Origin of the sequence: Colwellia piezophila ATCC BAA-637 (genome assembly GCF_000378625.1) — a bacterium.
Classification (GTDB): Bacteria; Pseudomonadota; Gammaproteobacteria; order Enterobacterales; family Alteromonadaceae; genus Colwellia; species Colwellia piezophila.
Genome location: NZ_KB905174.1, coordinates 33834 through 50098, shown reverse-complemented (window position 1 = coordinate 50098; position 16265 = coordinate 33834). Strand labels below are relative to the sequence as shown.

The 16265-nt window shown below is 40.0% G+C and carries 10 protein-coding genes; 3 read left to right on the top strand and 7 right to left on the bottom strand.

The annotated features are described in order from the left end of the window. Nucleotides 1–18 precede the first annotated feature (18 nt). Complete coding sequence (locus F580_RS0120535) at nucleotides 19–2085, bottom strand: GlyGly-CTERM sorting domain-containing protein (protein ID WP_019029642.1); 2067 nt, start codon at nucleotides 2083–2085, stop codon at nucleotides 19–21. A gap of 83 nt (nucleotides 2086–2168) precedes the next feature. Beyond that, complete coding sequence (locus F580_RS0120530; protein WP_019029641.1) at nucleotides 2169–4859, bottom strand: TonB-dependent receptor; 2691 nt, start codon at nucleotides 4857–4859, stop codon at nucleotides 2169–2171. A 620-nt stretch (nucleotides 4860–5479) separates the two neighbouring features. Between F580_RS0120530 and F580_RS27175 the strand changes: the two genes are divergently transcribed. Continuing rightward, nucleotides 5480–5605, top strand: a complete 126-nt coding sequence (locus tag F580_RS27175; RefSeq protein WP_019029639.1) for a hypothetical protein — start codon at nucleotides 5480–5482, stop codon at nucleotides 5603–5605. Nucleotides 5606–6531: 926 nt separating this feature from the next. Then, nucleotides 6532–7680, top strand: a complete 1149-nt coding sequence (locus F580_RS0120515; protein ID WP_019029638.1) for an anhydro-N-acetylmuramic acid kinase — start codon at nucleotides 6532–6534, stop codon at nucleotides 7678–7680. A 91-nt stretch (nucleotides 7681–7771) separates the two neighbouring features. Here F580_RS0120515 and F580_RS0120510 read toward each other — a convergent pair whose 3' ends face one another. From F580_RS0120510 to F580_RS0120490, 5 genes are all read right to left on the bottom strand, one after another. Continuing rightward, a complete protein-coding gene (locus F580_RS0120510; protein ID WP_019029637.1) occupies nucleotides 7772–10633 on the bottom strand; it encodes an FAD-binding and (Fe-S)-binding domain-containing protein in 2862 nt (953 codons plus the stop codon). A gap of 172 nt (nucleotides 10634–10805) precedes the next feature. After that, a complete protein-coding gene (locus F580_RS0120505) occupies nucleotides 10806–12011 on the bottom strand; it encodes an exo-beta-N-acetylmuramidase NamZ family protein (protein WP_019029636.1) in 1206 nt (401 codons plus the stop codon). 24 nt (nucleotides 12012–12035) lie between these two features. Further along, a complete protein-coding gene (gene murQ, locus F580_RS0120500; protein WP_019029635.1) occupies nucleotides 12036–12974 on the bottom strand; it encodes an N-acetylmuramic acid 6-phosphate etherase in 939 nt (312 codons plus the stop codon). Between the two features lie 32 nt (nucleotides 12975–13006). After that, nucleotides 13007–13927 carry a glucosamine kinase nucleotide-binding domain-containing protein gene (locus tag F580_RS25095; RefSeq protein ID WP_019029634.1) on the bottom strand — a complete coding sequence of 307 codons (921 nt, stop codon included), beginning with the start codon at nucleotides 13925–13927 and terminating at the stop codon, nucleotides 13007–13009. Further along, nucleotides 13915–15516 carry a sodium:solute symporter gene (locus F580_RS0120490; protein WP_019029633.1) on the bottom strand — a complete coding sequence of 534 codons (1602 nt, stop codon included), beginning with the start codon at nucleotides 15514–15516 and terminating at the stop codon, nucleotides 13915–13917. Before F580_RS0120490 ends, F580_RS25095 begins: the two co-directional genes overlap by 13 nt. Nucleotides 15517–15984: 468 nt before the next feature. Between F580_RS0120490 and F580_RS27250 the strand changes: the two genes are divergently transcribed. Next, complete coding sequence (locus F580_RS27250) at nucleotides 15985–16137, top strand: hypothetical protein (protein ID WP_019029632.1); 153 nt, start codon at nucleotides 15985–15987, stop codon at nucleotides 16135–16137. The last annotated feature ends 128 nt before the right edge of the window (nucleotides 16138–16265 follow it).

Genomic DNA, 16265 nt, shown 5'->3' with positions numbered 1-16265 from the left:
AGTTAAATTAATTTACTGTTATTGTTTATTTTTACGTCTGAAACCAAACAGACCTGCCAGCATTATACTGATCACCCCAAAGGAGCCGCCACTGGCAACTTGTTGCTCGGTATCTTGTGTTGGCACTGCGGTCGTGTTGTCTAGTGTTACAGCATCTGCTGTGACAGAAAAATCTGCGTTCAGATTAAGCTCAGGGGCTAAAGATCCGGCATAAAGTAGGCCGTCAATACCTTTACGGTGGATTGAGTAATACACTTTATTGTTATCACCCATTACGGTGACTTCGGTGACTTCAAGCACTGTACCCTGAGGTATGGTCAGAACCTCAGTTCCACCCACTTCGCTCAGCATCTTCACGCCATCTGCGACATCAATCTTAAGATTGTCACCCGCACGTAATATCACTAAGGCTTCATTGGCAATATTGCTAGCTGCTGCGACATAATCGCTGGAATCCGATGCCATGCCCGCATAAACATAACCGGTAACACCAGGGACAAATTCGGCTTCATGCTCAATAGCCGTTTCACCTTCCCCTTCGGTATAGGCCGCTATGGTATAAGCTTCAGAAATTAAAACCTTATAATATCTGTGTTCGGCATATTTCGTATCCGCAACCATGTCTAATACCTGATACTTGCTGCCAGATATCAAATTGCCTACGACACTGCCACCGACACTTGCAAATGCATCCATATCCTGAACTAGCTCTATGGAGTCGCCAACGCTGAATAAATTGCTCACTACCGGCAGACATTGATGTCTGTCATATATGATCTTTTCTTGAGACTCAGACAGGCTGGTGCCTAACACTAATGTTATGGGATCAACAACCTGGTTTAGTGTTTCGGTTAAACAAAGTGCATCTTTAGCCTGAGTCACACAATGAAACTGGCCTTCGCTATGTAAACAGGTTTCACCGGTTGACAGTTGTAGTTGTTTATAGGCAAATAAGGTATCGTTTGCCGGTGCAGGTGGCTCAAAACCATCCCAGGTGATGGAATCTTCTTTGGTCCAGCACATATTGGTCAACGAATTGTATTCAAATGCAACCTGAACATAATCCCCCTGGCGGGCAACCAGGTTTAAAATACTAAAGGTGGCCCAGGCATTGGTTGTGGTACGGATCCACTCCACATTAACACTTTCATCATCAGGCAGGGTACGACAGGCTGCAATTGTGTTCGGTGAACCATAGTAAGTTTCACCAAAAATACGACCGGTGCTACCAAGATCGGCCTTAGCCGCGGGTAAAGTACCCACAACCACACAGCCTTCATCTCCCATCATGAAACATGAGGTATTGACCGGGGCGTCACTATTTACATCGTCAACAAGATCAAGCCAGACTTTTTCGGTGTATTTAACTGCAAACTGGGCATCCAGCTCGGCCCACTGGTTTGTAGACTCATCACTGAAACGACAACCTTGCAAAGCATCGCCAGCGTTATAGGCTGCATAAGCAAACTGCGCCTTTGCTAAACCGGTTTCATCTTCGAGGTCAGTAACACAGGTATTATCATTCGCGGCTAACCAGTGTGGGTAATAAACGTCAAGAGCGAAGGTAATATTTTCAAATAAATGCCAACCCTTTCCCGCTTTGATATCTGCAAAATGGGCTCGGTCATCAATTTGCATTAAACCATGACCGTGGCCATTGTCGCCGCGAGACATTTTTATTAAGCCATCGATTCCCCGGCGGTAATGGGTCCAGAAAGAGGCCTGTTGCGCCAACGCCAGTACCGCATTTTGCCATGCTGCAATTTCTTCGCTTGTAGCGACTGCATTTCTTTGCTCGATATAATAGCTAGCGGCGTCTCTTAGTACCGGGTAAAGGGCGCTAACATAGTCTTGCGGGCTTGTTTGAGCGTCATCAAAAACAAGCTCGGATAATTTTTGTTCAACGAAACCTGTATCACCAAAGGCTGCGACATCACAGCCATAATGTGTCTGCCCAAAGCTGTCTACTTGTCCCGCTACGCGGTTGCCACACAGGTAATTATCTTGGGTTTCATCTTGGGCAGCCCATACAGATGGTATTTGAGTGGCCGCGATTAAGCATAATGCGACTTTTGTTAATTTCATTTTTATATTCTCCACGTGAGCTGGACCTATGGTCAATGCTCAGTTAACTATCCCTTAAGGAAGTCATTTAAAAAGGTTATGGGTTAAAACTTGTGATGTACACCAATTCTGAACTTGCGGCCATTTTCAAAGGTCGCTAAATGACGGTATTTCATCTCATCAGCGTAACGGCTACTATGTTCATCCGTTAAGTTGACACCTTGTAAAATAAGTGAAGTTTTTTCGAAAATTTTATAACTAAAGCTCATATCCCAGCGTTCCGTGGCATCAACCCAGACGTCATTACCGGCGCTTTGATACAAGAAATATTCTGAGCGGTAGTTATACGATATGCGAGTGCTTAAAGGACCTTTTTCATAATAAGCGGTAAAGTTGAGGGTGTCTTCCGAGTTACCCGGTATTTTATCGCCGCTTTGAGTGGTTGATTTTGAGAAGGTATAGTTAGTAATTAAACCAAAACCTTTATAGATATCTTGTTGATAATTCAATTCAAAACCAACATTTTGTCCACCGGTACCATTAGATTTCACATCTATGGTGTAATCACGCATACTTGATGATTCTTTGTGGTAATGGGATTCAATCACGGCTTCGGATGTTAAATATGATTCTATATCTTTATAGAAAATAGCCGTCGAGAAACCACCGGTATCATTTATGTACCATTCCCAAGATAAGTCATACTGAGTGGCGCGGTATGGGTCAAGATCTGGGTTACCACCGCTGCCTGTCATCATGATATCGTTTAAACCACGATAGCCGGATAAGTTACCATAACCCGGTCGAGCCATAACCTTAGCGGCAGCAAAGCGCATGAGAACATTATCACTTATACCGTAAGCCAGATTAAGGCTGGGCAATACATCGGTATAGGTGCGGCTTGTGGTTACCCACTCTTTATGTGCAGGGTTTAAATATGGACCCGAATATAACCAGGAGCTACTGTCCAGATCGGTTTCAACGTAACGAACACCGATATTACCGCGTAAATCGTCATATTCAAAGTTTGCGCGTACATAAGCCGCAGTGATGACTTCTTTAATGTCAAACTCAGCATTCAATAAAGGTGCAATTGAAAATCTGTGTAGATTAGGGCGTATCTCTTGTTCAAAAGCGTCAAAATCTAATGTTGGGAAATTTGTTATAGACCCAGGTGCCGCATTATCTTCTAAAAAATTTTCCGGTGAAGGACCGGCAGAATAATCAGATAAACTGGTTTCATTGCCTAGCACCAACTCATCATAATAAGACTCATCATATCCTTCGGTGATTCTTTTAGATTGGTACAGGTTTGCACGTTGTGACTTGACATGATCCCTGTATTTAACACCGGTTTTAACCGACGTAATAAAATTAGTCTCAAACTCGTATTCAAAATCTAACTGGCCATATAATTCATCATCATGTTGCGGACGGTCATACACGCTTAACAGGCGCAGGCTATATGCATCCGTATCATTGATGTCCATATCAAGCAGGCTGCCCTGTGGAACACCCTGAGTATTGTCATAAGCGATGGCGGTATCGGCAAAGAATGCCGTGGCCACTTCAAAACGGTTACCACCTTTGGCCTCGGTATAGCCCGCCTGTGCATGCAAGGTATAATTATCACCTTCATACTGAAGATCTAGATCATAATGTTGTGTTTCAAAAAAAGCCTTACGGTTACGGGTATCTAACTGGACTTCCGAGTCATCCGAAGGACTGCCATTTTCAACATCTGGGATCACCATGCCAAGCGCGGTATCACCATTAACATCATCAAAAACAATATTTGTGGGCACGGCACCTAAATTGAGGCTTTGATCTACCATTAAATAATAGGCCTGACTCACGTTATCGGCATCCATGCGGGAATTTAGCGCATTGAAGGTGACATCCAGCTCAGCAACGGGAATCCATTCAAGAGTCAGCATGATACTTTCACGTTCACGCTTTTGTTCGAAAATATTTGAACTTATAATTTTTGGATGCCAGACATCGCTACGGCCACCCAGGTCGCTCTGTGTCCAGCCATGGGTTTGAATACCATCACGGCGCAATGAATTATCCTGACGGGCGTAGGTAACCAAGGCGCCCAGTGTTTCATCTTCATTTTTAAGTGAAAATAATGCCGAGAACTGCGGATCCCACTTTTCAGATTTATCAGAGTATTGTTGCTGGTAAGAAATAGCGCCACTGCCGTTATCCATTTCCAGAGGCTTACGCGTACGCATCATAATCGTACCACCTAAACTGCCCTCATCTATGTCAGCTGTAGGGGTTTTTAATACTTCCAACTGCTTAACCATAACAGAGGGGATTAAGGTGAAGTTAAATTCACGTTTTCCCAGTGACAGCGCATTCCAGTCAGATGTAGCAACATTTTGACCATTTAATAGCGTACGGTTGAGACCTGGAGCCGTACCTCGGATACTCACACTTTCCCCTTCACCAAAATTACTTTCAATGGAAACGCCCGAGATACGGGCAAGGGAGTCTGCTACGTTTTGGTCCGGAAACTTACCAATATCTTCGGCAGAAATAGAGTCTAAAACAACATCAGCAAAACGTTTAGTGTTCAGGTTTTTTTTCAAACTGGACGCAAATCCGGATACTTCTATTATTTCTATCTCTTTTTGTTTTTCTTTATTAGTTTTTTGAGCCGTTTTTGTACTTGATGGTGTTTGATCTGATATTACTTCAGCTGCAAAGCTCGTTGAAATGTAACTTCCCCCTATTAAAAGTGCTGCTTTGACAGCTAAAGAGGTTTTAGCTAGTTTTATTCTTCTCATTGTATCCCCAACCGTTTTATTTATAGATATATATTTTATCACTGACACCAATTTACATTGACTTACAATAATGGAATAAACTATTACACATCAGTAATTAGTTGTAAATATATAATTCACTTTATGGGCTAAAATTCGGGTAAAATTCGCACAAATAAGTTAGGTTGAAGATTACTCAATGTCATATGTGAACTTTAAAAAAAATGTTCTTGAACAGAATTTTTTACAATTACCGCTTCAAATTTTTGATTGTTTTTTTCTAACCTTATATTTAATTTTTCCATTTCATTTAGCATTTCTGGCGGCCCCAACTCCCAATGTGATAAGTCAACTATGCATGACCAACTTTTATGTTTCAGTTTGATCTTTAAAACATGAAATAACCGTTTCCATATTCAATGCATCATAGGCCTTTACTGTGAGTAACTTGATTATGAATGGTTATTGAATAGCTACCACATTTAGATAAAGTCTTCTTATTATCAGTAGCTTAGATAGTGTTTGTTAGTAACGTTCTCATCGCTAAATTGCAGAACTATATCATTCGATTAAATAGGATAAGTATTGTAGATTGTATTAATCTGGGAATATGTTCCTTGGGGAACACATTAGGGAAAATTATGGCAAGTACACGTTCTTCAAATATCTTGTTACAGGATATACCACCGCAGTTGCTTAATTATTTTGAAGAGGAAAATTTCAAAACAACAACACTGAAAAAAGTTAAACTAACGACCGGTTTTTAATTTTTCAGGTCTTATTTTCATAAAAAAGCACCTTAAAAAGTCAATAAAGGGAACCCTGTTGACTATGTGTTTTCTTTGAATATAAAATGGATTAAGCGGAATAAATCTAACTTACTAGAGTACTACCTTAAGCAAATTTTAACTCCTCAGAGAGTAACAGCACGAGAAATTGAGGATTACTTAAAGAACGTTTATAAATCAATTTAGCTCAGTGTGTAGTGGCCAACATTCTGCAGGTTTTGAGCCGCTCAGGGGACGAAAGCGAGCATGACACTTGATGTTAATAGAGCTTAAAGTTAACTAAATGTAGCTCATTCTCTTTCAAGTTAATAGCTACTACTCTGCGATTATTCACTTTCTATTGGGGTTAGACACATATATAGGTTGAAAGCTGGTTGTGAGTTATCAACGACTTAGCATACTCGACAAAAGTGTGTTCTAAATTGCAGATCATCATCTATAAGAACGAATAAACCTAAACTTACAATTAATTGTAAAATCAATTGGTTGAAGTAGTTGTTTGAGCTTAATTATGTGGTCAACTCAACTAATTCAGTAACCGATTGATCTATTTATAATAGTTCAAGCGGTATTCTAAAATCCTTTCAAATCCAATCGTTATAATCAAAACTGGAATAGTGTTAGTAATCACACTGCACTAGTTTATCCCTTAATAGTCCGTATCCTCTCCTAATTATCTTTTATCACTCTCTACTAAGTGCCTTGACTCAACTTCAGCGCTAAATAATTTCAGTTCAATATCAGATCCACTTATTTAACGTCTAAAATCTGCGCTAAAACTATAGCGGTACAGTTTTTAAAACCACGGTAATAATAACTTATAAAAATTAATTAATTATTCCCTAGTGACTTTTTTGTTTAAATATTTTATTCTTAAAGTATTAAGTGAAATGGGATAGCTTTAGATGACACACACACAAAAATCACCTGAACAGCAACTATACCTAGGCATAATGTCAGGAACGAGTGTTGATGGTATAGACGTTGCGCTAATAAATATAAACTCGGAAGCCGATAAATGTAAAACAGAGTTTCTACTTGGCGAAGAGTTTGAGTTCGAACAAGATCTTCGCACTAAAATTTTGTCCTTATGCCAAACACAAATGACCTCTTTACAAGCATTAGGTGAACTAACCACTCAGTTGAGTTTAGCTTATGCTGATGCGGTTAATTTATTTATTATAAAAAATCAATTAAATGCAAAGCATATCATTGCGGTAGGTTGTCATGGTCAAACAGTCTTTCATCAACCTACCGGTCAATACCCATTTTCAATGCAATTGGTTAATGCCAGTGTTATTACCGCCAACACAGGTATAACAACGGTGACCGATTTTAGATCGATGGATATTGCGTTAGCAGGACAGGGAGCTCCATTAGTACCGATTTTCCATCAGGATTTACTAACACTTAAAGATGATCGCGCGCAAGTATTTTTAAATATTGGTGGTATAGCAAATATTTCAATTGTTAACCCCAAGCCTTTAAGCGGCTTTGATACAGGCCCTGGTAATGTCTTATTAGATTTGTGGATAGCTAAAATACAGGGCTGTCGATATGATGAAAACGGGGCCTTTGCTGCGAGTGGCCAATGTAATGAAGCGCTATTATCATGTTTATTAAGTGAAAAATATTTTACTTTACCCCCACCAAAAAGTAGTGGTCGAGAGCTTTTTAATCTAGATTGGCTGCAACAAAAACTGAGTGAATTTACACAACCGATTGGCGATGCCGATATTATGGCGACACTAGTGCAGTTGACCTGTAAGCCTATTGTCGATGCTATCGAGCATTTTGCACCGGGGCAATTATTGGTTTGTGGTGGCGGTGCTAAAAATGGGGGCATTATGCAGGCCTTACAACAAGCACTGCCGCAGTGGCAAGTTTGCAGTACCGATGAAGTGGGTATTAGTGGTGATTTTATAGAGGCGATGGCATTTGCTTGGTTAGCATATCGTTGTATGAATGGCTTACCGGGTAATGACCCACAAGTAACAGGGGCGACACGGAGCGAAATCTGTGGCTCAGTAACCCGAGTCTTAACTTCTCAATAACTAGCAATAACTTCTTAATAAATACTATCTGAATATTTTGTAGCGCTGTGATTTTCACATCACAGCGCGAGCTGTCTATTTGAACTTAATGTTAATGACTAACACGATCTAATAAATAAACGATAGATTGATAGGGGATATCAGTGGCTTTGCTCAAGCCTATTTCACAAGTTCTACTCGTTGAAAAACCTTCACTACACTCGCCACTGACCTGTTGTTTTAATGATTTAAGCGCATTTTCGTTAAGCTCAGGTAAGACAAAACCTTTGTCGCCAGCAAAACCACAACAATGAATATCACTAGGCACTATCACCTCTTCACTACAAGCATGAGCAATGGTTAATAAGCTATTTTCAGTTTTTTGTCTTTTGCTGCTACAGGTAATATGCACTGTGATTGGCTCTGCTTGTGCAGTAATTGTTAATTTATCAAGCGCAAATTGGGCGATAAATTCAACTGACTCATAAATAACTTGTTGGTTATCAAATTGATTTAACGTTAAAGCACAGGGGCTAGCATCCATAATTACCGGAATGCTGCCTTGCTCTGTGAAGGGCAATATATGCTCAATAAGCTGCTTGGATTTTTGGTCTGCGGTTTGTTGATCGCCTTTACTTGACCAAGGCATACCACAGCATAGTTGGCTGGCGCCGGTAGGAATAATTGCTTCAAAGCCAGCTTTTGCCAAAATAGCTAAAATAACCTGGTTTAAATCACGTTGATCTTTGGCGTTTGTATCTTGGGCAAAGACCCTGCCACCACAACTGGGCAGATAAATTACCTTTTTAGTGTTATCAAGAATTGAAAATTTTTGCTGGGTTTTGAGTAACGCTTTAGCGCCTTTAGGCCAGGCCGGATAATATAATGGAATGCGCTTAGCTGATATTTTGTTTAACATTTTAAAGCCAGATTCAACCACCGGCGCTGAGAATATCCCATTAACGGCAGAAATTGCAGACATACCCAGCTTGGCAGCAGTTAAAACTGTTCCAATATTATTGGCAGTTATTTGCGCTATCTTTTTGGCGATAGGCTGTGTATCAAGTTTTTCCGCTCTAAGTGCTTTGATAAATTCACCGGTATTGATGCCTACCGGACATTTTAAACCACATAATCCGGTGGCGGCACAGCTATCTATCCCCATATGTTGATAATCTTGCAATAGCAGTTGGTATTCGGCTTCATGTGCCGGAACGTCTTGTTCACTGTTGTTAATTGCCAACGCTAATTCGGTAATTCTACGCCAAACAGTAATACGCTGTCTGGGCGTTAGCGTATAACCATTAGAGGGGCAAACAGTCTCACAAAAGCCACATTCAATGCACTTATCTATAATGGTATTGGCAGCGGGTAAGGTCTTTAAATTTTCCAGATGTACATGCGGGTTATCATTTAATATCACACCAGGATTTAAAATATTATTCGGGTCAAAGATCTTTTTGATGTCTTGCATTAAGGCATAAGCTTTATCGCCCCATTCAAGTTTTACATAGGGGGCCATATTACGGCCAGTGCCATGTTCAGCTTTTAATGAGCCCTTAAAGCGCACGGCAACCAGTTGGGCAACCTCTTCCATAAAGGCACTGTAGCGGTCTATTTCACGCTGTTCATTAAAGGACTGGGTAAAAACAAAATGTAAATTACCATCCAAAGCGTGACCAAATATAATCGCTTCAATGTAATCATATTTAACAAATAAACGCTGTAGTTCATTGACACCTTCCGCTAATTTTTCAATAGGAAAGGCGACATCTTCTATGATCACTGTGGTGCCGGTTTCACGTACGGCGCCTACCGCTGGGAAAGTACCTTTTCTGATCTGCCAAAGTTGGCTGCTGATCTCGGCTTTGTCAGTGAACACTACCTGATAATTTATAAGTTGTTCTATAGGGTGTAGTTGTTGTTCAACGGCTTGTTTTATTTTAGCTAACTGTGTTTGATCTGCCGCTTGTAGTTCAATTAATAAGGCTGCTGAATTTTCAGTTAAGTTAGGAATGCATGCATGCATTAACGGATGATCAGCAACACTTTTTAGTGCGCGATAATCAAGTAATTCAACCGCAGTTACATCAAGATTTGCCAACTTAGTCACTAAGTTACAGGCGGTACTTAGCTCTTCAAAAACATAAAATCCGGTAAATTTATAGGGGTGGTCATCCACCGTGTGATAAGTTATATCGGCGATAAAACCTAAGGTGCCCTCTGAGCCGATGATTAAATGTTTGATCACGTCAATGGGGTGTTCAAAATCTATTAAGGCATTGAGTCCATAACCACAGGTGTTTTTTAGGCGGTATTTATGTTCAATAAGTTCAGATAATTCAGGGTCTTGTTTCACTTGCTTTAACAGCTTATTAATTTGCTCAACCATGATTGTTTTGTGCTTTAAAAAAGCAGCGCAACTAAGCTTGTCGGCAGTATTTAATTCGCTCCCATCAGCAAAGATAATAGTCATGTCAGACAGAGTATGATAACTGTTTTGCTTAACGCCACAACACATACCCGAGGCATTATTGGCAGCAATTCCGCCAATTTTACAGCTGTCGATAGAGGCTGGATCTGGGCCTATTTTTTTCTGATAGGGTTTTAATAGCTGGTTAGCTTTAGCGCCTATGATGCCGGGTTGTAGGGTGATTTTCTTACCAAGATCATGTATTTCAAAGGCCTGCCAGTCATTAGATAAAGTGATTAATACTGAGTCGGTAATCGCTTGCCCGGATAAACTAGTACCCGCAGCCCTAAAGGTGACAGGCACCTGATGAGTACTTGCTAGTTGTAAAACTTCTTTTAATTGCTCTTTATTCTTTAGCTGTAAGATCAGTTTGGGCACTAAGCGATAAAAACTGGCATCAGTACCAAAGGCATAACGTTTAGTATAAGACGTGATAATTTCATCTGGACTTAAAAAAAGACTTAACTTATTAAAAAAATCGGCAAATAAATTGGCAGGCATGGTTTACTCACTGGTAACTTTATAATTTACAGGCTCGGTAGCTAGCATTTTTGTGAAAATATTTCCGATAAATAACAGCATGAGCTTATCATCTATACAAATCTGCATTGGAATAAAATTGACGTCCTTGTCGGTAAGTTCAATCTGTAAGGGGTAGATGAACTTGAAAAGGTTACGGATAAAGCAGGTATTGTTGACGCTGTTGTAAAAAAGCATTTAACTCGCTTTGCCAGCTGCTGCGAATCTCAACACTGCTTAACCCTGAAATAATTTGTTTACGCAATTTGTCGGTACCGGCAAGTTTGTCGAAAAATGGGGCTAGGGTAAAAAACTCCTCATCGTGTTCAACAAATAATTGATGCCAGTTAACCAAGTGATCTAGATTAACGCCACGCATTGACGATTGTCTTAAATCAACGCCTTTAGCTAACTTGTCTTTTAGCTTAGGGTTCATCGAAGCCCCCTTAATAGCTCTTGGCGTAAAGCTAAAATCACCTAAGCCAAATTTATCAAAGCCAATAACTTGAAAAGGAAAGTCAGTGCCTCTGCCTATGCTCACTGGCGTACCTTCAAAAAAGGTCAAAGAAGCATATAAAGCAATTGATACATCATTTGGCAGGTTCGGGCTAGGTTTTACCGGTAAAGAATAATTCATATGGCGATCATAGTTGTCTACGGGAATAACGGTTAAATTCACTTTTACCGAATTTTTTAACCAGCCTTCGCCATTGATCATTTTGGCCAATTCACCTACGGTCATACCGTGCATAAGGGGAATTTGATGCATACCAACAAAAGACTGAAACTTGAGATCAAGTACCGGCCCGTCTACGGTAAAACCATTGGGATTAGGGCGGTCAAAAATAATAAATTCTTTATCATACTCAGCGGCGGCTTCCATCATATAATGCATCGAGCTGATATAAGTGTAATAACGTAAGCCGACATCTTGAATATCAAAAATCAATACATCGACATCATTAAGTACCTCTGCCGATGGTTTTTTATTTTTACCATAGATTGAGATAATTGAAATGCCTGTTTTGCCATCAACACTGGAATCGACCTTAGCGCCAGCATCATGATCGCCTCTAAAACCATGTTCAGGTGCAAAAATTTTATTAACTTTAAGACCCTGCGCTAATAAAAAGTCGACTAAATGTTGGTCATTGACCATAGAGGTTTGATTAATTACAAGGCCAAGGCGTTTGCCTTGTAATTGCTGTAGATATAAATCCGATTGTTGTGCGCCCATAACTAGAGTTGAGTCTAAGCTAGAACTTATGCTATTACTCACTTGTCCACTAGGCTGGTTAGTTTGCACACACGCACTTAATAACAGCACTACAGACACAAAAATAATTTTGAAAAAAATCATGTTAATTTCCCTGTATGGTCAATTTTAAGCAATAGCTTGACGTAAAAATCCACTGTTGTTATCCAATAGCTGCTGAGCAGTTTGTGCATCTTTACCTGTTAATATCATTAAAATCGCTAGCTTGGCATGATAGTTGGCTTGCTCTAGTGATCTTTTGGCAACGTGGTGCTGGCAGTTTGTTGCCTGCATAACAATTTTGCTGGCGCGGGCATAGAGTTTTTCATTACTAGCACTTACATCAACCATGAGATTTTGATAAATTTTACCGGAGTGGATCATACTGGCAGTAGATAGCATGTTTAAAATTAACTTTTGTGCCGTACCTGACTTCATTCGGGTTGAGCCTGTTAGTGCCTCAGGGCCGACCACAGCACAAATGGCAATATCAGCGATTTGTGAAATAATTGCCCCCGGATTACAGGTTACACTCGCGGTGGTACAGCCAAGTTCATTGGCGTAATTAAGACCTCCAATAACATAAGGAGTTCGGCCACCAGCCGCGATGCCAATCACTACATCATCGGCTGTTAAATTAGCTTCTTTAAGGTCAGAAACGCCAAAACCTTCATTGTCTTCAGCACCTTCTACGGCTTTATAAATGGCATTTTCACCACCAGCAATAAGACCAACAACCATTTTGTCAGAAACTGAAAATGTGGGCGGACATTCAACGGCATCTAAAATGCCAAGACGGCCACTGGTACCAGCACCCATATAAATAAGTCTGCCACCATTTTTAAACGCTAAAACGATAGCATCAACGACTTTGCAGATTTCTGGAATTACGGCTTCAACGGCATGGGCAACTTTCTTGTCTTCGTTATTTATCTTAGTAAGTACACTTTGGGTATCTAATACATCAATATCTAAAGTATCAGGATTGCGGCCTTCAGAAACCATTGTTGCTAACTGGGCTAGTATTTTGGCTTCTTTATCTAATTTACCTGCTGTATCTGTGGTCATTTTCTATTCTCTTGTAGATATATATTTATATTTTAAAGGGCGGCTAAGGCTAATAACAAAGCACCATCTAATGAGGTACCTTGAGCCGGAACTATTTGATTTCGTATTTGGCTACTTAAATGACTTGTAGTCACACTAGCCAGACCTCCTATCACCGTGACAGGCAGGTTTGTTTGTCCTTGTGCGGTTTGTATTAACTGTTCAACCGATGTTATATGTTGCGCAAAAGCTGATTTGGCTTTAGGACATTTTTTCTGTAACTCGGTAACTAACGGTGCAAGCTGACCAAAATTATAGGCAGTGGCGGTATTAAGCCAGTTTAATATCAGCGGTCGGTTATTGCCTGTTTTTTTGCTAACAGCTCGAGCTAACAAGCTTTTAGCTCGGCCATGATTATCTATTTGATTGATTAGATGTTGTACGGCAACTTTACCTAAGCAAGCAGCACCACCGTGATCGCCAATTAAAAACCCCCAGCCACCAAATAATTGTTCACTACCATCAGCAGCTAATTTCATCGCCACTGAGCCTGTGCCTAAAGCAATGCAAATGTTGGCTTTGCCAAATAAAGCACCATGGACTGACGTTTTAGCGTCAGAATTTATCAGCAGTTGCTTGTTTTCGAGTTCAAAGGCCTCAACTAACTGACTTGATAATTGTTGGCAATTATTTTTATTGCCAGCGCCAGCTATGCCTATGCTGATCATAAGCTTGTTACTGCCAGTATGTTCTAAGCATAAACAAATAGCGCCTTTGATTGTGTTTATTGCACCTTGCAAATCATTGGTTAAAGAAGCGCGTTCAGTGTGACAATGAAAGTTGGGCTTTATCTCTTCAGGATTGAGCTCTTTAGCATTGGCGTACTCAGCCTTGAACCGCTCTGGGCTGAGTATATTGTAAAGGCTGATCAGCGTTTTACTGGCACCGGCATCAATAACGATTATGCTACGCATTGTTTACTCTCAATTTCAGAAACAGGCAGTTTATGCCCTAAACAACAAGTGATAAAGGCTGCTAGCGTGCCTATGCAAAGCTGCCAGGTAAAACCTAAGTTAATCTTAGCTAAGTCAGGCGCTGCAAATAGGTTTGCTAGACCCGTTAATATATAAGGTTGGAATAATAGCGTGCTAGTAAAGCCCACTATCAGTGCCGACAGTACCGAATGTTTATTACCTCTATTGGTAAATAATACGGTGAAATAGACCCCTAATAAACCACTGTAAGAGAAAACCATAACACTCAGAGCAAAGGCAAGTAATGGCATATCGGTATATTGTTGCCAGTAGAAACAAAGTATCGCCATGCCTGATAACGCTAATGCCGCCAATGCCATACCAGCCTGACCCGCTTTAACATAATGGCTAGGGTCGGTACCTTTATTTTTACTTTCATGCCAAGGGCGGTAAATGTCTTGTACCAATACCGAAGACATAGAATTTAAACCTGAATTCAGTGTTGATAACGCGGCAGCAATCACGCCAACGGTTACTAATCCTCGTACTCCTGATGGGATTTCATTAAGGATATAGGACATGAATACCGTGATTTTTTCACCTTCAAATGATTGTACCAAGCCAATGGCATCAGTAGCCATAAGATCAGGACGCTGATAAAAAACATATAATAAAAGACCGATAGCAATAAATAACGCCATCACTGGGACTACCATAACCACAGACCAGATCATAGCCTTTGAGCCTTCTTTGGCATTTTTACAGGTTAGTACTCTTTGTGTCATATCTTGGTCTAAGCCAAATGCGGCAATATTTAATAACACAAAGCCTGTTAATGCCGACCAAATGTTAAAAACTCCCGCAGAGGTAAAATCAACATTAAAGTTAAAAACTGTTAGTTTAGAAAGTTCTCTATCATGAGGATTGTTGAGCGCATCTATTATTTGGCCAAAGTCTGCCGGGATGGCTGAATATAAGAAATAGACGACAAAAAGTGCGGCAGTAATGTAGACTGCGCACTGTATGGCATCGCTGTAAATTACCGCACGTATCCCCCCTTTTACTGAATACCCTAAGCCAACAACCGTTAAGATAAGGATACCAATAACGACACTTGACGCTTCAATATTACCAAATAAAATCATAGCCACGGCTAAGGCTGCCATATACAAACGGGCACCACTGGCAAAAACACGGCCCATTAAATACATTAAACCGGCCTGACGTTTTGCCTGTGCACCAAACCTTTGCTCTAACAGCTCATATACAGTAGAAACATTGTTTTTATAAAATTTAGGGATCAAAAATATTGCCACAAAAAAAGCGGCGATAAAAGCGCCTAAGCTAGTGGCTAAATACGTTAAGTCATTTTGGTAACCTTGATCTGGACCACCTAAAAAAGTCGCGGCTGATTGTGATGTTGCTAATACTGAAATGGCGACCACCCAGATTGGCATTTTATTACCGCCAAGAAAATAATCCTGAGTATTGTTTGCCTTCTCTCTACTAAAATACCAAGTAATCCAAACTAATAAGGCAAAGTAGGCTGCAAAAACGGACCAATCTAGCCAAGTATATGTCGTATTCATAACGATTAATCTTCTTTAAATTTTCATCTGGCGTAATTAAACATTCTTACGAAGGTAAATTCAAGGAATAATTTATTATTTTTTAGTTTATTGATAATTATTAGTGGATAAAGGCCAATGAAATTATGACTTTTTGTGTCCTAATGTGTTTCTATTACAAAGCACAACCAATTTATATGTTTGATAAGTAATAGTTTTAACATACCATTGAATTTTAAATTCCAGTCGATTGATGTTTATGAAATAATCTATCTTGTGTTGTGATTGTTTTGAAATTAAGATGCTTAATAATTACCAGCTGGCCATGCGGGTAAATTTATAAATAGAAGGTCACGGGGTTTTAATTTTATTGGACCCTTTAAGGCACAACAATTAACCGGGAAAAGAGATGAATATAGCGAAAGTGTTAAGTATGGTAACAAAATTAAAGGTGGATTTGGCCAGTACGATGCAACATTAGCCTATAACTTGAATGACATTACCACGTTCACCCTGCAGGCTATTAACCTGACAGATGCAGAGCAAAACTGGAATTATGACGGTGATGAAGATATGGTTTATCAAGATCATCAGTATGGTCGTCGTATCATGTTAGGCGTTACCGTAAAGCTATATTACTAAGTTAAACTAACACCAGTACTCAGATGAAAAGAGCCCGGCATTTATGCGGTTTTTTTGTATGTATCGCTTCTGGCAGTAGCCAAACTTCGGTGTTTTCTGTGGTGTATTTATTTTATTTACACCGGTTG